Source organism: Leeuwenhoekiella blandensis MED217, assembly GCF_000152985.1.
GTDB lineage: Bacteria > Bacteroidota > Bacteroidia > Flavobacteriales > Flavobacteriaceae > Leeuwenhoekiella > Leeuwenhoekiella blandensis.
Window position 1 is genome coordinate 2,510,808 of the sequence record NZ_CH672395.1, and the last position, 17,680, is coordinate 2,528,487.

Annotated in this window: 14 protein-coding genes; all 14 read right to left on the reverse strand. The window is 40.7% G+C overall.

Features of this window, described 5'->3' with window-relative positions; translation table 11 throughout:
- Positions 1–95 precede the first annotated feature (95 nt).
- Positions 96–1,547, reverse strand: a complete 1,452-nt coding sequence (locus MED217_RS10830; protein ID WP_009780563.1) for a TolC family protein — start codon at positions 1,545–1,547, stop codon at positions 96–98.
- Positions 1,528–4,734: an efflux RND transporter permease subunit gene (locus MED217_RS10835; RefSeq protein ID WP_009780564.1), complete on the reverse strand. Its 3,207-nt coding sequence runs from the start codon at positions 4,732–4,734 to the stop codon at positions 1,528–1,530. The genes MED217_RS10830 and MED217_RS10835 overlap by 20 nt, the downstream gene beginning before the upstream one ends.
- Before the next feature lie 25 nt (positions 4,735–4,759).
- Entirely contained in the window at positions 4,760–5,842 is a 1,083-nt protein-coding gene (locus MED217_RS10840; RefSeq protein ID WP_009780565.1) for an efflux RND transporter periplasmic adaptor subunit, read from the reverse strand.
- A gap of 158 nt (positions 5,843–6,000) precedes the next feature.
- Positions 6,001–6,372 carry a hypothetical protein gene (locus tag MED217_RS10845; protein ID WP_009780566.1) on the reverse strand — a complete coding sequence of 124 codons (372 nt, stop codon included), beginning with the start codon at positions 6,370–6,372 and terminating at the stop codon, positions 6,001–6,003.
- A 183-nt stretch (positions 6,373–6,555) separates the two neighbouring features.
- On the reverse strand, positions 6,556–7,854 hold the full coding sequence (argH, locus tag MED217_RS10850; protein WP_009780567.1) for an argininosuccinate lyase: 1,299 nt from the start codon (positions 7,852–7,854) through the stop codon (positions 6,556–6,558).
- Between the two features lie 61 nt (positions 7,855–7,915).
- On the reverse strand, positions 7,916–8,980 hold the full coding sequence (locus MED217_RS10855; RefSeq protein WP_009780568.1) for a M20 family metallo-hydrolase: 1,065 nt from the start codon (positions 8,978–8,980) through the stop codon (positions 7,916–7,918).
- Entirely contained in the window at positions 8,980–9,756 is a 777-nt protein-coding gene (gene argB / locus MED217_RS10860) for an acetylglutamate kinase (protein WP_009780569.1), read from the reverse strand. The genes MED217_RS10855 and argB overlap by 1 nt, the downstream gene beginning before the upstream one ends.
- Before the next feature lie 9 nt (positions 9,757–9,765).
- Positions 9,766–10,716: an N-acetylornithine carbamoyltransferase gene (locus MED217_RS10865; protein WP_009780570.1), complete on the reverse strand. Its 951-nt coding sequence runs from the start codon at positions 10,714–10,716 to the stop codon at positions 9,766–9,768.
- Positions 10,717–10,774: 58 nt separating this feature from the next.
- Positions 10,775–11,908 (reverse strand): aspartate aminotransferase family protein, encoded by a 1,134-nt coding sequence (locus MED217_RS10870; protein WP_009780571.1) that lies wholly within the window; start codon positions 11,906–11,908, stop codon positions 10,775–10,777.
- Entirely contained in the window at positions 11,908–12,708 is an 801-nt protein-coding gene (gene proC / locus MED217_RS10875) for a pyrroline-5-carboxylate reductase (RefSeq protein ID WP_009780572.1), read from the reverse strand. Before proC ends, MED217_RS10870 begins: the two co-directional genes overlap by 1 nt.
- 87 nt (positions 12,709–12,795) lie before the next feature.
- Entirely contained in the window at positions 12,796–13,773 is a 978-nt protein-coding gene (argC, locus tag MED217_RS10880) for an N-acetyl-gamma-glutamyl-phosphate reductase (RefSeq protein ID WP_009780573.1), read from the reverse strand.
- Positions 13,770–14,957: an argininosuccinate synthase gene (gene argG, locus MED217_RS10885; protein ID WP_009780574.1), complete on the reverse strand. Its 1,188-nt coding sequence runs from the start codon at positions 14,955–14,957 to the stop codon at positions 13,770–13,772. Before argG ends, argC begins: the two co-directional genes overlap by 4 nt.
- Positions 14,958–15,004: 47 nt before the next feature.
- Positions 15,005–15,670, reverse strand: a complete 666-nt coding sequence (locus tag MED217_RS10890) for a GNAT family N-acetyltransferase (RefSeq protein WP_009780575.1) — start codon at positions 15,668–15,670, stop codon at positions 15,005–15,007.
- A 385-nt stretch (positions 15,671–16,055) separates the two neighbouring features.
- Positions 16,056–17,651 (reverse strand): NADP-dependent glyceraldehyde-3-phosphate dehydrogenase, encoded by a 1,596-nt coding sequence (locus MED217_RS10895; protein ID WP_009780576.1) that lies wholly within the window; start codon positions 17,649–17,651, stop codon positions 16,056–16,058.
- Positions 17,652–17,680: the final 29 nt, after the last annotated feature.

Here is a 17,680-nt window from a genome sequence, read left to right on the forward strand (position 1 = left end):
AAACCGCCCGGGACATCACCACCGGGCGGTTTCTAGTTTGCACGCTTCCGATATCAAGAAGAAGCTATGCAAACAACCTCAACACTAACTAATTCTTAGTTCCAGCCGCCACCTAGCGCCTGGTACATATGCACATACGCATTCATTTGAGCCATTTTGGTCTCTACAAGTTCAAAGTTTGACTCCAATGCATCACGCTGGGTCATCAATACTTCCATATAATCTGCCCTTGCTGATGAAAACAACTGACTAGAAATATTAACCGAACGATTAAGCGCATCTACTTCTTGAGCTTTGAGCTCATAGCTTTTCTCCAGATTATCTACTTTAGAAAGTTGGTTTGCAACCTCTATATAAGCGTTAAGCACGGTACGCTCATAATCATAAACTGCCTGAATCTGTTTTGCATTGGCACTTGCATAAGCCGCTTTGATCTCATTTCTGTTGATCAAAGGTGCTGTAAGTTCGCCGGCAATAGAATACAACAGCGACTCTGGAGTATCTAATAAATATTTAGGATTAAAAGCTTCAAAACCTACTCCTGCTGAAATTCCTAAGGAAGGATAAAAACGTGCCTTAGCTACTTTTACATTAAGCTTTGCAGCTTCAAGAGCAAGTTCGGCTTGCTTTACGTCTGTACGATTTTCTAAAAGCTGAGCAGGAATTCCTGCACGTATGGCTTTTGGCTTCATCATTAAAAGATCATCAGTACTACGCTGCACGTGTTGCGGAAAACGCCCAACTAAAAAGTTGATTCGGTTTTCTGCTTCAATAATGCGCTGCTGAATGTCAAATTGCAAACTCTTGGTATGCAACACCTCTGCTTCAAATTTACTTACCGCAAGACCGGTTGCGCGTGCAGCCTCTTTCTGAAGTCTTACAATACGATATGCATTGCTCTGAATTTCAATATTTCGGTTTACGATCGCCAGTTGATTGTCTAAAGCTAAAAGTTCGTAATAGCTTTCAGCGATTTCACCTACAAGTTGTGTAACCATAAAATTTCGACCTTCAACACTTGACAGATAATTGAACACCGCTGCTTTTTTTGCGTTGCGCAGTTTTTTCCAAATATCTAACTCCCAAGTCGCGTGCAAACCAAATTGATAATTGGGCAAAGGCTCAGGAAACTCAACACCTTCTTTAATATCGGTGTTGGCATCGTTTGCTCCTTGACTGGTATATCTACCTACCTTTTCAGTTTCAGCTGCAGCACCAAAGCCTACAAATGGTAAATACTCTCCTTTTTTAGCCTTAATCTCTGCCTGAGAAATCGCAATCTCTTGAAGCATAATGTTAAGCTCCTGATTGTTTACTAAGGCCGAATCTATAAGCGTAGTAAGGTATGAATCTGTAAAATACTCCTTCCATTGAATAAGAGCAGTATTGGTCGTATCTGTACTGCTGGTATTTGTGAAGTTTTGAGGGAGGTCTTTTAAATCGATCTCCCGCTCTACTAGACTGGGTGCTTTACAGGCAGAAAATGCCAGTAACACACACACTACTGCAGTATGAATAAATCGGGTTTTATTTATCTTCTTGATCATCTTCTTCTGAATTTGAAAAACTATCTATTTCGTGAACAAAGCCCTCTGTTAAAGAACCGTCTTCTTCATCTCTAATTAACTTCTTACCATCTGCCAAAGAACCAAATATGAAGTACAATCCGGGTACGATAATCACCCCGAAAATAGTACCGAATAACATTCCGCCTAAGGCTGAAGCACCAATGGTATGGTTACCAATTGCCCCCGCTCCTGAAGCTAATAGCAACGGAATCAAACCGGCGATAAAGGCAAACGAAGTCATTAAAATAGGTCTGAAACGCACCTTTGCACCTTCTATCGCAGCATCGAGTATCGTGGCGCCCTGAGAGCGTTTTAATACTGCAAATTCTACAATAAGCACGGCATTTTTACCCAGAAGACCTACTAACATTATGAGACCAATTTGGGCATAAATGTCATTTTGTAGTCCCATCATTTTAAGCACCATAAACGAACCAAACACCCCAACCGGAAGCGAGAACACTACCGATAACGGAATGATAAAGGATTCGTACTGTGCAGCTAAAACAAAGTACACAAAGACTAGTACAATCAAGAAAATATAAACAGACTCATTACCGCGGTTAGCCTCGTCATAAGAAAGACCTTCCCAGCCAATGTCATATCCTTTAGGTAAGGTTGTAGCCGCTACTTCACGTATGGCTTCAATCGCGTCTGCTGTCGTATATCCGGGAGCCGGAAGACCGCGTATTGCCGCAGAATTATACATATTGAAACGCGTTACCTCGTTAGGCCCCTGTGTTTTTTTCAAGGTCATAAATGCCGAATACGGAACCATTTCGCCATCCTCATTCTTCACAAACATATTGAGCACATCTGAAGGTAATCTTCTGAATTTAGGATCAGACTGCACATATACCTTAAAGAAGCGACCAAACTTAATAAAGCCTTGCTCGTAGGTACTACCTATCATAATGTTCAGGTTTTCCATAGCTTTCCCAATAGAAACACCTTTTTGCATGGCAAGATCATTATTGAATTCGAGTTCATATTGCGGATAATTTGCCGCAAAGAAGGTAAATACACCGGTGAGCTCTTTACGCTCTTTTAAATGATCTACAAACTCTTGGTTCACCTTATCAAAATCTTGATAATCGGTTTCCGTATTCTCATCTAATAAACGCATTGAGAATCCACCAGAAGAACCAAAACCAGGAATGGCAGGTGGTTCAAAAAATTCAATTACAGCACCTAGTCCTTTTGATTTCTCCTCAAGCTCTTCCATAATTTCGGTCACATCGTGCTCACGTTCAGACCAAGGTTTTAAGTTGATCAAACATGTACCGGCGTTAGAACCACGACCTTCGGTCATAATCTCATAACCTGCAAGCGAAGAAACCGACTCGATCCCATCAACTTCTTCAGCGATTTTCTGAAGTTCAAGCGAGACTTTATTAGTTCGCTCTAAAGTTGCTCCCGGAGGAGTCTGAATGATCGCATAGATCGTACCTTGATCTTCACTAGGAATAAAACCTGAAGGAAGCATCTGACTTTCTATAAAAACACCAATACAGAAAGCGATCAAAATTCCGAAGGTTAACCATCTTCTGCTTACGATACGCTTCAGTATCGCAACGTATTTACCGGTGAGTTTATCAAAACCACTGTTGAATTTATCCAGCGCACGTGTAAAGAGGTTGCGCTTCTTCTCTTTTCCGTGGTTGTTCTTCAAAAGCATTGCACACAATACCGGCGTCAACGTCAACGCGATCAATGCTGAAATCACAATGGAACTCGCCATAGTAATAGAGAACTGTCTATAGAACGTACCAACGGGACCAGACATAAAAGATATAGGTAAGAATACCGAAACCATTACACCGGTAATCGCGATAATCGCCCCACTGATCTCTCCTAAAACTTGTTTAACTGCTCGATACGGCGAGATATGCGGATGCTCTTCAAACTTGGCGTGCACCGCCTCGACGACGACAATTGCATCATCGACCACAATACCAATGGCCAGTACCAATGCAAAGAGTGTCACCATATTTATCGAAATCCCGAAGAACTGAATAACAAAGAATGCCCCAATTAAAGAGACTGGCACGGCTATAATAGGGATAAGCGTAGAGCGCCAGTCACCTAAGAAAATAAACACTACTAGTGCTACTAAAATAAAGGCATCACGTAAGGTGTCTATTACCTGTTCTATAGAAGAATCTAAGAATTTAGAAACGTCATAACTGATTTTGTAATCCATTCCCGGAGGGAAATCAGCACGCATTTCTTCAAGCTTTTCTTTTACTTCATCAATAACGTCACTGGCGTTACTTCCGTAGTTTTGCTTCAATACGATCGCCGCAGAAGGGTGACCATCTAAGTTGGAGTAGATATCAAAGAATTCACTTCCTAATTCTACTTTACCAATATCTTTTAGGCGAATGCTTTCACCTTCAGAGTTTGCTCTAATAATGATATTTTCATATTGCTCAGGCTCATTATAACGGCCTTTATAAGTCAACACATATTCTAAAGATTGTGCTTCTATACCAGAACTTCTTCCCAATCGCCCGGGACGTCCCACGATACTTTGCTCCTGCATCGCTTCCATCACTTCATCAACTGAGACATCATACGCACGCATACGATCTGGATTTAACCAAACACGCATTGCGTATCTACGGCTTCCTAAAATTTGAGAACGTGCAACCCCTTTTAGACGGTTGATCTCAGGAATCATTTTTACGTTGGCATAGTTGTACAGAAATTTTTCATCCATACTTTTTTCCTTAGAATACAGGTTCACATACATCAACATACTAGGCTGTATGGGTGTAATCACTACCCCTTCTCGCTGAACCAACTCGGGCAAGAGGGGCATAACCTGGTCAACCCTGGTCTTGACCCTCACCACAGCTTGGTTAGGATCTGTACCGGGTTCAAAAATAATTCTAAGCGTGGCCTCACCTGCACTGGTGGCATCGGTAGCCATATAACGCATTCCTTGAACCCCGTTGATAGAATTCTCTAAGGTTACTAAGGTTGATTTTACTAATACATCTGCACTCGCACCGGGATACGCGATAAAAATATTTACCGTTGTAGGCGCGATTTGCGGGAACTGTGATATAGGCAGCTGCTTGATCGCGAGCGAACCTATAAACACGATAATAATCGAAATTACTATCGCAAATACGGGTCTGTGAATAAATCTACTAAACATTATTTTTCGTTTTTAGAAGATGTGCTTACTCAGCATAAAGTGCTAACTCAGCCATTGCTTTGTTAGGATCTTCTACTTCATATTCTACTTTATCATGCTCTCTTACCAATCTTAATCCTTCAAGAAGAATTTTATCATCGGTGCTCAGACCATCGCTCACAGCGTATAAGTGCGGCATTTCTTCTGCGATGGTGATTTGTCTTGAGTGAACAACGCCTTCGTCATCTATCACGTAGCAGTACTTCTTGTCAAGGACTTCAAAAGTTGCCTTCTGTGGAATTAAAAGCGCATTTTCTAAAGGAATAGTAACGTGCACATTACCGGTTTCTCCGTGACGTAATAGCGCGTCAGGATTAGGGAAAGTAGCTCTAAAAGGAATATTACCCGTTTCGTTATTAAAGTCGGCTTCGATGGTCTCTACAATACCTTTATGGCCAAAATATTTATTGTTTGCCATAAGCAATTCAACTTCTGGTTTTGTAGCATCTTTCAGCGCAGCTTTATAATCAAGATACTCTGCTTCAGGAACATTGTAGTATACCCACATAATGTTGTTATCTGAAAGATTGGTGAGCAATTCGCCCTCATCTACCAGGCTTCCTAAACGTACGTGAAAGCGATCAACGATTCCATCAAAAGGAGCTCGTATTTGAGTAAATTCCAAATGTACTTGCGACAGTGCAAGTTCTGCATTTGCCTTTTCTAGCTTGGCTTTAGCCATCGCTAACTCATTAGGAGCGACAACATTGCTATCGGCAAGTTTCTTAGTGTTTTGGTATTCAATAGTTGCAAATTGCGCTTCGGCTTTTGCTTTTTGCATTTCTGCTTCATAAAGCTTCGGCATAATTTGAAAAAGAAGCTGTCCTTTTTTTACGGCTTGACCTTCGTCAACAAATATTTTCTGAAGATAACCGCGTTCTTGAGCACGCAGTTCAATGTGTCTACTCGAGTGAATTTGTGCGACGTAATCTTTTGTGATTACTGTATCCTTACGCATAGGATTTGTAACATAAAAGGTCGTTTCCTCTTCCTTTTCGTGGTGTTCTGACTTGCAGCTTACGTGGAACATTAAAGCCCCAAAGCCCAACATCATGAGAATCTTTTTCATGTGATGTGAATTTTACTTTAAAAAAAATTAAATGGATTTAAGTGTTCTTCCAGAACGGAAAAACGTAGGGAGTTTCGGCTTAGTGGTTAAACTAAGTGTGAGGTACACCAATAAGCAAAAACAGATTAAGCCCAGACAATGTGGGCTCAAAAGTTAAATCAAAGTCTAAATACCTGAAATAAAAGGTACGGCTTTACTGAAGCGCTTAAAGAAGAACGCGCCTTAGTTTTTAAATGTTTGTATTTAAAGTAAAAACATCTGGGAACAGATGTTTGAGTAGCTGTAAGTGAAGCTAAAACCTGGTTTTGTTTGTCTTTAGAAGCAGCATCGCTCTCTTCTATTTCAAACTCTGCCATTCTAATCTCCGGGCTATGACTATGAGCTACATCATAGTGAAATCCTACGGGATTAGCTGAAAAAGTTTCTTCAATACCCGATTCACTGAAGCTTGCTTCAGCCGACAGATAGGAGCTACCTGAAAGCTGTACAAAACCAGCAAGGAATAAGATAAATGAAAAAAGAAACTTCATAAGTCTTTTAATTTAAGACGGAACAAAATTAACAGAAGACTTATCAAACCACCAAAAATTGTGAAGGAAAAGTTTTACGAATAATTAATTTCTCAACGTTTAATCTCTAAATAAAATGATGTCACAAAAAAAGCTGCAAAAATAATCATTTATGCAGCTTTTTAATTAAAACCTAAATTCCTTCTATTTGATATCTAAAGCTGTTGAAACTTTACGCATTTTAGCCTTGATTTCGGCAAATCCCGGATTGTGAATGCTCCCAATGTGGGTATGGTTTTTTCCGGCTTCCGGCTTGTACGTTCCATCCTGAACCTGGCCTCCAATCTGTTGATAAGCCTCTCTAAAAGATTTACCTTCTACTACCAGATCGTTAATGCTATCTACGGTAAATAGGTATTTGTACTTCTCGTCATTCAGATCAATTTCTTTAACGATCACCTGACCAATCGCATAATCAAAGATCTCTAAAATATCCTTGATGGTCTCAACCGCGCTTATCGTATTTTCCTTTAATAATTGATAATCTCTGTGATACCCGCTGGGTAAATTATTTGTAATTAGTACCATTTCGGTACTCAAAGATTGAATCTTATTACACTTCCCCCGTATCAACTCAAAAACATCAGGATTCTTCTTATGCGGCATAATACTGCTTCCCGTTGTCAGATGCTCAGGGAAACTCACAAAGCCAAAATTCTGACTCATATACAAGCAAACATCCATCGCAAAACGAGACAGTGTGTTGGCTAAACTTCCCAGTGTAGAAGCTAACGTACGTTCACTTTTACCGCGTGCCATTTGCGCTGCAACCACATTATATTTCATCGTGGCAAAACCCAATTCTTTAGTCGTCATCTGGCGATCTATAGGAAACGAACTCCCATAACCTGCAGCAGAACCCAGTGGGTTTTGGTCAACAATATCCTGAGTGGCATTGATCAAGATCACATCGTCGATCAATAATTCGGCATACGCTGTAAACCAAAGACCAAAACTGCTAGGCATTGCAACCTGTAAATGGGTATAGCCCGGCAACAACTTCTCTTTATGCGTTTCACCAAGATTCATTAAGGTTTCAAATAAAGAAACCGTGCGTGCTTTAATTTGCTGCAATTGTTCTTTGTAATACAACTGAAGCGCCACCAAAACCTGATCGTTACGCGAGCGCGCAGTGTGTACTTTTTTACCGGTATCGCCAAGAATAAGGGTTAATTCTGCTTCTAGTTTAGAATGAATGTCTTCATATTCGGGCTCTATAAAGAAGTCCGGATTTTGCGTATGCGCTTCTAAAATATCAAGCTGCGGAAGCAAACTTTTCAATTCCTCATCGGTGAGAATGCCTATTTTGTTCAGCATTTTTACGTGTGCGCGTGTTGCTTGCACATCATATTTTGCAATATGCACATCGATCTCGCGATCATTACCCACCGTGAAATCGATGATCTTAGTATCTATATCGGCACCTTTATCCCAAAGTTTCATATCTCTTGTTTTTTCATTCCCTAGAAATAGGGAATCTAATTATTCCGCGAAGGCGGAAATCTTAAAGTATACTTTTCAGCAAATCTATATAAATTTCGATTCCTTCTTCGATTTCATTTACATAGATAAATTCGTTAGCGCTGTGTGAGCGCGTACTGTCTCCTGGACCCAATTTAAGCGAAGGGCAACTCAATACCGCCTGATCGCTGAGTGTTGGTGAGCCATAAGTGGTACGCCCTAAAGCAATGCCGGCTTTAACCAAATCGTGATCTAAGGGAATTGAAGAAGAATTCAATCGCAGACTACGCGGAATGATCTCATCGCACGGCGCTTTTTCCTGAAGTAAATCGGCAACTTCTTGATTAGAATATTTATCATTTACACGAACATCTACAACCAGCTCCACATCTGCAGGAACCGCGTTATGCTGCTTCCCTCCTTTGATTTGAGTCACAGTCATTTTTACTTCGCCCAAAGCATCTGAAACCTTCTCAAAAGTAAAATCTTTAAACCACTGCAAAACATCAATACAATTATAGATCGCGTTGTTATTGTTAGGATGCGCTGCGTGAGAAGGTGTTCCTTTCACTTTGGCGTCAAACACCACAAGGCCCTTTTCGGCAACTGCAAGATTCATCAACGTAGGTTCGCCCACAATAGCAACATCTACCGGCGGAATCACCTTAAGCATACTGTTCAAACCATTGGGACCACTGCTTTCTTCTTCACCACTGGCTACGATAACCAAATTATATTTTGGGTTTTCCTGCGCGTAGAAATACGTGAAGGTTGCGATTAACGAAACCAAACATCCCCCTGCATCATTACTTCCTAAACCATACAATTTACCATCTTCTACATCAGGACTGTACGGATCGCGTGTATACCCATTATTAGGCTGCACCGTGTCGTGATGGCTGTTAAGCAGCAACGTGGTTTTGCCTTCTTCAAAGTTTTTATTGGTCGCCCAGATATTATTGGCCTGTCTTTTAAACGGAATATCATGGGCTTTAAACCAAGCTTCAATTATCGCAGCGGTACCTTCTTCTTCGGAAGAAAAAGATTGGGTTGCGATCAATTTTTTAAGTAGCTCAATGGCTTCCTGTGTAAGTTGCTCTCTATTCATTACAGTCTTAAGGTTGTAAAATTAGCATCTTTATTGTATAGCATTTCGGGCTTTCCTAAACGTACTTGCTGAACTCCGCCTTTTAAAGCGTAAAAACAGTTTTCCATCTTCGGAAGCATTCCATCTGCTATTATTTTTTCTTCTAACAATTCAGCATATTTGGCTGAATCGATGTCTTTCACTACTGAAGTATCGTCGTTAATATCGAGTAAAACACCGTTCTTTTCGAAGCAATAATTCAACGTAACCTCATAGTTTTTTGAAAGTCCGCGTGCCAATTCACACGCAATCGTATCTGCATTGGTATTGAATAATTGCCCGTTTCCATCATGCGTGATCGCACAAAATGCCGGCGTAATACCAATACTCAAAAGCTTATCGATCATCTCTGAATCTACAGCTACCACATCACCCACAAAACCAAAATCGATTTCCTTAACCGGGCGCTTTACCGATAAGATCGTATTCCCGTCTGCTCCCGAAAATCCAATCGCATTGCAATTTCTGGCTTGCAAGCCGGCAACGATACTTTTGTTCACTTTTCCGCCATAAACCATCGTAATTACTTCAACCGTTTCTGCATCGGTAATTCTACGACCATTCACCATATTCACAGGAATTTCTAATCGCTCAGCCAGCTGACTTGCCAGCTTTCCGCCACCATGCACTAAAATCTTCGGCTCTGGAAGCGCCGCAAAAGCATCAAGAAAAGACTGAAGATCTTCTTCTTTCTCGATAATGTTTCCGCCTACTTTGACGATGTTTAGCTTTTTCATTTTCGGCTTTTAATTCAGGTTCTCTAAAATCTTCTTCAAAACCACCTGGGCTGAAAACGTACGATTATTTGCCTGCTCGATCACCACAGATTGTTCGCCATCTAAAACTTCGTCTGCAACGATTACATTACGACGCACCGGTAAACAGTGCATAAATTTAGCATCACCCAGTTTTTCATCGGTGATCGTCCAACTGCTGTGCGAATCTACAGTTGCCAAAACTTTACCGTAATCCTCATAGTTACTCCAGTTCTTGACATAGACAAAATCTGCATCTTTTAAGGCCTCATCTTGATCATAAACCACAGGGGTATCCTTCATCGTGGCGTCGCTGAGTTCGTAGCCTTTAGGATGCGTAACGGTAAGCTCAACATCCATTTTCTGCATCATCCCGATAAAGGAATTGGCCACGGCGTGCGGTAAGGCTTTAGGATGTGGCGCCCAACTCAGGACAACTTTTGGCTTTTTCTTTTCCGAAAGCTCCGTGATGGTAATAGCATCTGCCAAAGCTTGTAACGGATGTGCCGTCGCGCTTTCCATATTTACAACCGGTACTGTGGCGTATTTTACAAAATTAGAGATCACGTATTCAGACTCGTCTTTTGCTTTATCGGTCAAGGTTGGGAAAGCACGTACCGCAATAACATCACCATATTGCGAGATCACTTTTGCCGCTTCTTTCACGTGCTCAGAGGTATCTGCATTCATCACAGTGCCGTCTTCAAATTCTAACTTCCAGGCGTCGCTGTTAAAGTTCATCACCGTAACATCCATACCTAAGTTACTTGCTGCTTTTTCTGTACTTAGACGCGTGCGCAAACTCGAGTTGAAAAACAGCATCACCAGGCGCTTGCGCTTTCCTAAATGTTCATATGCATATGGATTTGCTTTTAACGCGCGTGCTTCGGCGATTAATTCCTGTAGATCTGTAATGTCGTCTAAACCGGTGTATTTTTTCATTAGTTGATTCCTGTCAAAATGTTAGTTAGCAGCCGAAATCTCTGCTAGATTTATATTATTATAAGTTGTTTAATTCTATTTTAAGCGCTTCAAAAAACTGATCGATATGCTCGTTTTGAACCGTTAATGGTGGAAGAATACGTATCAAGTTTTTGTTTTTTGCACTTCCTGTAAAAATATGCTGATCGTAAATAAGTTTTTTACGCAAGGCTGCCGTATCAAAATCAAATTCAATTCCCAGCATCAAACCGCGCCCTTTTACTGCTTTGATCTGCGGAATTTCAGTAGTTTTTGCTTTAAAATGATCTGAAACACGTAACGCGTGCGCCATCAAATCTTCTTCTTCTAAAACTTCGAGAACGGTCAAGGCTGCGGTACACGCTAAATGGTTTCCTCCAAAGGTGGTTCCCAGCATTCCGTATTCTGCTTTGATCGAAGGGTGAATAAGAATTCCTCCAACCGGAAATCCGTTCCCCATTCCTTTAGCCATTGAGATCAACTCAGGCTCCACATTATATTCTTGAAAAGCAAAAAAGTTTCCGGTACGGCCAAAACCTGCCTGAACTTCGTCTGCGATAAGACACGTGCCGGTTTCCTTGCATAGTTTATCTACGCCTTCGTAAAATTCAGCAGTGCTGATGTCTAAACCACCCACGCCTTGAATAAACTCTACGATAACCGCACAAACATCGCCCTTGGCTAAAACTGCAGCTAAAGCATCCAGATCTCCTAAGGGTAAAAATTCAACTTCTTGCTGCGCGTTTATTGGAGCGACAATCTTAGGATTATCGGTCGCAGCAACGGCTGCAGAAGTTCTTCCGTGGAAACTGTTGTGAAAAGCGACTACTTTTTTTCTTCCGGTAACGAAAGATGCCATTTTCAGTGCATTCTCATTAGCCTCGGCGCCACTGCTACACATAAATAATTGATAGCCGGGACAATTTGCCTGAAGCGGTAATTTTTCGCCTAAAGCTACCTGTAATGGGTTTTTAACCGCATTACTGTAAAAGCCTATATCGCCCAATTGCTTAGTAAGATTTTCTACATATTTAGGATGGGCGTGACCTATGGAAATCACTGCGTGACCACCGTATAAATCTAAATATTTGGTAGGCGTAGCATCATAAACCCAGACGTCCTGAGCTTTAATGGGTGTCACATCATAAAGTGGATAAACATCAAATAAACTCATTATTTCTGGTCTGTTTTTATAACATTAATTTTATTGAAAGATGCCACCATACCTTGAATCAAGGACGAACTCAAGCCTTTGTGTTCCATCTCGTTCAAGCCTTCTATGGTGCAGCCTTTTGGCGTAGTTACACGGTCGATCTCTTCTTCAGGATGGTTCCCGGAATCGATCAATAATTTAGACGCTCCGTTACAGGTGTGCATCGCCAATTCTTGAGCTTCTTTAGCATCAAACCCTAACTGAATCGCTGCCTGTGTTGTGGCACGAATTAAGCGCATCCAGAATGCGATTCCGCTAGCGCACACTACTGTTGCTGCTTGCATTTGTTTTTCAGGAATGATCAAGCTGTTTCCTAATCTGTTGAAAATAGCTTCGGCGATCTTAATACGCTTCATCCCCTTCTCGTTGCTCGCTAAACACGTCATCGATTCACCCACGGCAATTGCTGTATTCGGCATTGCGCGTATGATAAACTGATCTGTGCCCACAATATCTTCTATTTGCGAAATTTGATACCCTGTGATGGTTGAAATAATCACGTGCTTATCGGTCAATTCATTCTTGATGTCGTGTAAAATACTTGCTAACTGAGCCGGTTGTACCGCAAAAATCAAAATATCAGATTTTTGTACGGCCTCCACATTGTCTGAAGTTACAAACACATTTTTATATTCGGCGTACGACTCGATTCCCGCAGGATTACGACGCGTCATGTACAAAGAAGTGATTGCATTGTTGGTAATTAAACCTTTAGCTATAGAAAGTCCCAAATTACCCGTACCTATGATTGCTATTTTCATATGTAATATTTTTTTATCACTTCCGCCCTTCGACTATCGCTCAGGATAAACTTCAGGCGAAAACCTTTTTATTGCCTCTTTAAGGGCCTAGAAATAACTTCCTTTTAAATTCAAGCCTTCGGTTTGTGGTAAGCCAAAGATCAAGTTCATATTCTCTACCGCCTGTCCTGAAGCTCCTTTTAAAAGGTTATCAATACAACTGGTGATCAATAATTGATTTTCATGCTTATGCAAGTGAATTAAACATTTATTGGTGTTCACCACTTGCTTCATATGAATATCTGTATCAGAAACAAAGGTGAATGGCGCTTCGGCATAAAAATCGGTGTAGATTTTTTTTATGGCTTCCAGCTCACCTTCAAATTTGGTGTACGCGGTTGCGAAAATTCCACGTGAGAAATTTCCTCGATTTGGAAGAAAGAAAATCTCTTTGTCAAATCCGCTTTGCAAACTTTTAACCGATTGATTGATCTCACCCATATGCTGATGGGTAAACGGCTTGTAATACGAAAAGTTATTATCTCTCCAGGTATAATGCGTTGTTGCTGAAAGTGAGGTTCCCGCACCGGTAGCTCCGGTAACCGCATTGATATGAATGTCTGAAGTAATATTTTTTGAATCTGCTAACGGAAGTAATGCCAACTGGATCGCAGTAGCAAAACACCCAGGATTTGCAATAGACCCCGCTTGTTTGATCTCATCTTTATTCAGCTCCGGAAGGCCGTAAATGAATTCTCTTCCTTGAAACTCAGCGTCTGGTTTTAGCCTGAAATCGTTACTTAAATCAATAATGATTGTTTCTTCAGAAAACACATTTTTATCTAAAAAAGCTGTTGAATTTCCGTGTCCTAAACACAAGAAAACCACATCAACGTCAAAATCAACCGTGTCTGCAAACCGAATATCAGTACTCCCTAAAAGGTCCTGATGCACATCGCTCAATAGGTTTCCAGCATTCGAAGTACTGAAAACAAAACTTAAATCAACATAATTATGATTCAGTAGAATTCTGATTAACTCTCCTGCCGTATAACCGGCACCGCCAATTATTCCTGCTTTGATCATGAGTCTCCGTTTACGTGGTTGTAAATCTTGTTTTGATTCCCGGTGATTTTGATAAAGCCTTTAGCATCATTTGCCGTCCAACCTTTGTTCATCTCACCATACGCACCAAAGGAAGCATTCATCAAATCGTGATCAGATTTTATACCTTCTAAAGTGAATCGATACGGTTGAAGAGTGACATACACCTCACCTGAAACGTTCTTTTGACTATCGGTTAAAAAAGCTTCCAGATTGCGCATTGCGGGATCAAGATACTGTCCCTCGTGCAGGTGCATTCCGTAAAAGTTAGATAAGTAATCTTTGTGCTGCATTTGCCATTTTGTAAGCGTGTGCTTCTCTAGCAAATGATGCGCTTTAAGAATAATAACGGGCGCAGCAGCTTCAAAACCTACACGACCTTTGATCCCGATAATCGTGTCACCCACGTGAATATCGCGACCGATACCAAACGGAGCCGCAAGTTTTTGTAAAGCTTCGATATTTTCTACCGGAGATCCTGATTTGCCATTTACAGCGGTAAGTTCGCCCTTTTCAAAAGTCAAGGTCACTTTTTCTGCTTCAGACTTTTCTACCTGAGAAGGAAAAGCCGACTCCGGCAAACCTTGGTGTGAAGTCAAGGTTTCACTTCCGCCAACAGAAGTTCCCCATAGTCCACGGTTTATAGAGTATTGTGCTTTTTCCCAAGACATCTCAACACCGTGACTTTTTAAATAATCGATCTCTTCTTGACGTGAAAGTTTTAAATCTCTAATCGGTGTGATGATCTCGATCTCAGGTGCTAATGTTTGAAAGATCATATCAAAACGTACTTGATCGTTTCCTGCACCGGTGCTTCCGTGAGCTACATATTCTGCACCAATAGACTTTGCATAATTGATGATCTCAACCGCCTGGATGATACGTTCTGCACTTACCGAAAGTGGATACGTATTGTTTTTCAATACGTTCCCAAAGATCAAATACTTTACTACTTTATCATAAAAGCGGTCTACCGCTTGTACATTTTTGTAGGTTTTTGCACCGATTTTTAAGGCTTTAGATTCGATTTCATCAATCTCTTCTTGCGTAAAACCACCGGTATTGATGCTTACCGCGTGAACTTCAAATCCTTTTTCTTCTGAAAGGTATTTTGCACAATAACTGGTATCTAAGCCGCCGCTGTAGGCGAGAACTAATTTTTTCATTTTATTCTATTTATTCTGAAAACGCTCGGTAAGTGAGCTTAAGGTTTTTATTCTTCTTTTTTTTTATCTTTTTTCAAAAACAAGTGTTCTTTGATGCTTTTTAAGCGCGTAAATGCTTTGGGATTTACCTCTTCTTTCTCACGAACTCGTTGATTGATTTTCTCTTCAATTTCCTGCTTTTTCTTTTCTTCCTTTTCAGGATCATAAAGCATTCCTGTGCATAGACACATTTTTTGCTCGGTGCGTTGAAGAATGTCGTAGTTTCTGCAGGTTTGGCAACCTTTCCAGAAGGTAGGATCATCTGTAAGCTCTGAGAAGGTCACAGGACGGTAGCCCAAATCTGAGTTGATCTTCATCACCGCAAGACCGGTGGTAATCCCAAAGACTTTGGCATCAGGATACTTATCACGGGAGTGATTAAAGATCGCTTCTTTGATCTGACGTGCGAGTCCGCTACCTCTATAATCCGGATGAACAATTAAACCTGAATTAGCAACAAACTTACCGTGGCCCCAGGCCTCGATATAGCAAAAACCGGCAAATTTTTCACCATCAAGAGCGATGACAGCATTGCCGTTTTCCATTTTTGTAATGACATATTCAGGAGTACGTTTGGCGATTCCGGTGCCACGTACTTTTGCAGATTCTGCGATGGTATCGCAAATATATTGTGCATATCCCGCGTGGGATTTGTTAGCAATAATAATTTCCATATTCAATTGAATTGGAAGTTAGAAAAAAGTGAAATTGTAATTTGAATCGAAAGTTGGAACCGGACTCACCTAAGTTCCCTAAAAATATGCACCCACTAGGGGCGGCGGCGCTCACGGCGGCGTACAGGAATATAAACCAATGTAGTGTTGGTTCTGTTAACTGGGTATAAAGAATTAAGCAACGCATTTACCGCTTGCTTTAGTTCTGTTATATGTCTTTTTATTCCCTTCATTGTTGATGCTAAAATACAAAGTAGATTTAAATGAGCCTTCAGAATTTTTCAGAAATATCAAATAAATCTACTTTTTTATGATTTTATCAGATTTAAACTAAAAATCAGAATTTCACTGAAATTTTAATAATCAATACTGCTTTTTACAAAGTTTACAATAAGTAATCTGTACTTACAAAGTTTGACTTTTTGGTATCTAGAAGCTCGTTGAGTATCGCATTGTTGTAAGCATTGTCTTTAGAAGCCACAAAGGTGCGTATCGAGAACGATCTTAATGCATCATGAACACTCAACGTACTCACCGCTGAATCCTTTCTTCCCGTAAACGGATAGACATCCGGACCACGTTGACACGAACTATTTAAATTAACTCTGCAGACCAAATTAACCAAGGTGTCTATCAAAGGAGCAAGCGCTTTTACATCTTTACCAAAGAGACTTACTTGCTGGCCATAATTAGATTCGGCCATATCATCTAAAGGTTCGTCGATGTGTTTAAAAGTCAGTACCGGAACTACAGGTCCAAACTGTTCTTCTTTGTAAACTTCCATTTCTTTAGTTACCGGAAATAATACCGCAGGCCAAATAAAGTTTTCTGAACGTTCCCCTCCTTTAGCATTAATGATCTTTGCTCCTTTTTCTTTAGCATCATCAATCAACTGCTGAATATAATCTGGTTTTGAAGGCTCTGGAAGTGGCGTGAGTTTCACATCGTCTTCCCAAGGTAAACCAAATTTTAAAGCATCAACGGCTTCGGCATATTTTCTATTGAAGGTTTCTGCGATATTTTCATGTACATAGATCACTTTTAAAGCTGTACAGCGCTGGCCATTAAAAGATAGTGTTCCTGCGATGCATTCGGCAACAGCAAGATCAAGATCTGCATCGGGTAAAATGATAGCAGGATTTTTTGCTTCGAGACCCAGAACTAAGCGTAAACGATTTTGTTTTGGGTGTAATGCCTGAAGCGAATTGGCCGAAGAACTATGACCAATTAATGCTAAAACATCGACCTTTCCGGTTTTCATAATTGGTGTTGCCACTGCTCGACCTCTACCAAAAAGAATATTCACCACTCCTGCGGGAAAACTTTCTTGAAATGCTTCAAGCAATGGCGTGATTAAAAGAACGCCATGTTTAGCCGGTTTGAAAACCGCAGTATTCCCCATAATCAATGCAGGAATCAGCAAGCAAAAGGTTTCATTAAGCGGGTAGTTATAAGGCCCCAAACAAAGCACGACTCCTAATGGCCCGCGTCTAATATGTGCGTGAATACCTCCTTCTTTATAGAATTTGGCACTCTCCCGATCCATATTCTTGTAATCTTCTATGGTATCGAGAATATATTCTACCGTACGATCAAACTCTTTTTGCGAATCAGGATAATTTTTACAAATCTCCCACATGAGTAGCTTCACAATAAGTTCGCGCTTTTCTTTCATTTTTGTAACGAAAGTTTCCATACACTTAATGCGGTCAGCTACTTTCATCGTTGGCCATAAGCCCTGACCACGATCATAGGCTTTATGCGCAGCATCAACTGCCGCAATAGCTTCCGACTCTCCCAAGGTGGGAATAGAACCGAGTCGCGTAGGTGTGCGCTCCCCATCATTTTCTGTATGGATACTTGAGAAAACATCTGAAGTTTCTCCGTTCCAATTATGCAGTTTGCCATCAATAAGATAGGTGCGCTGCTCAATGGGTGTTACTTTAAATTGATCTGGAATTTCTGCTGTAATTTTTTTCATTGGTTGGTTAGTTTTTGGTGAAAAGGTAA

Coding starts and splice junctions, on each gene's coding strand:
- argC (WP_009780573.1), bottom strand. CDS start 13,773: ATGATCAAAGCAGGAATAATTGGCGGTGCCGGTTATACGGCAGGAGAG.
- MED217_RS10895 (WP_009780576.1), bottom strand. CDS start 17,651: ATGAAAAAAATTACAGCAGAAATTCCAGATCAATTTAAAGTAACACCC.
- MED217_RS10845 (WP_009780566.1), bottom strand. CDS start 6,372: ATGAAGTTTCTTTTTTCATTTATCTTATTCCTTGCTGGTTTTGTACAG.
- proC (WP_009780572.1), bottom strand. CDS start 12,708: ATGAAAATAGCAATCATAGGTACGGGTAATTTGGGACTTTCTATAGCT.
- argH (WP_009780567.1), bottom strand. CDS start 7,854: ATGAAACTTTGGGATAAAGGTGCCGATATAGATACTAAGATCATCGAT.
- argB (WP_009780569.1), bottom strand. CDS start 9,756: ATGAAAAAGCTAAACATCGTCAAAGTAGGCGGAAACATTATCGAGAAA.
- MED217_RS10870 (WP_009780571.1), bottom strand. CDS start 11,908: ATGAGTTTATTTGATGTTTATCCACTTTATGATGTGACACCCATTAAA.
- MED217_RS10830 (WP_009780563.1), bottom strand. CDS start 1,547: ATGATCAAGAAGATAAATAAAACCCGATTTATTCATACTGCAGTAGTG.
- MED217_RS10835 (WP_009780564.1), bottom strand. CDS start 4,734: ATGTTTAGTAGATTTATTCACAGACCCGTATTTGCGATAGTAATTTCG.
- MED217_RS10840 (WP_009780565.1), bottom strand. CDS start 5,842: ATGAAAAAGATTCTCATGATGTTGGGCTTTGGGGCTTTAATGTTCCAC.
- MED217_RS10865 (WP_009780570.1), bottom strand. CDS start 10,716: ATGAAAAAATACACCGGTTTAGACGACATTACAGATCTACAGGAATTA.
- argG (WP_009780574.1), bottom strand. CDS start 14,957: ATGAAAAAATTAGTTCTCGCCTACAGCGGCGGCTTAGATACCAGTTAT.
- MED217_RS10855 (WP_009780568.1), bottom strand. CDS start 8,980: ATGAATAGAGAGCAACTTACACAGGAAGCCATTGAGCTACTTAAAAAA.
- MED217_RS10890 (WP_009780575.1), bottom strand. CDS start 15,670: ATGGAAATTATTATTGCTAACAAATCCCACGCGGGATATGCACAATAT.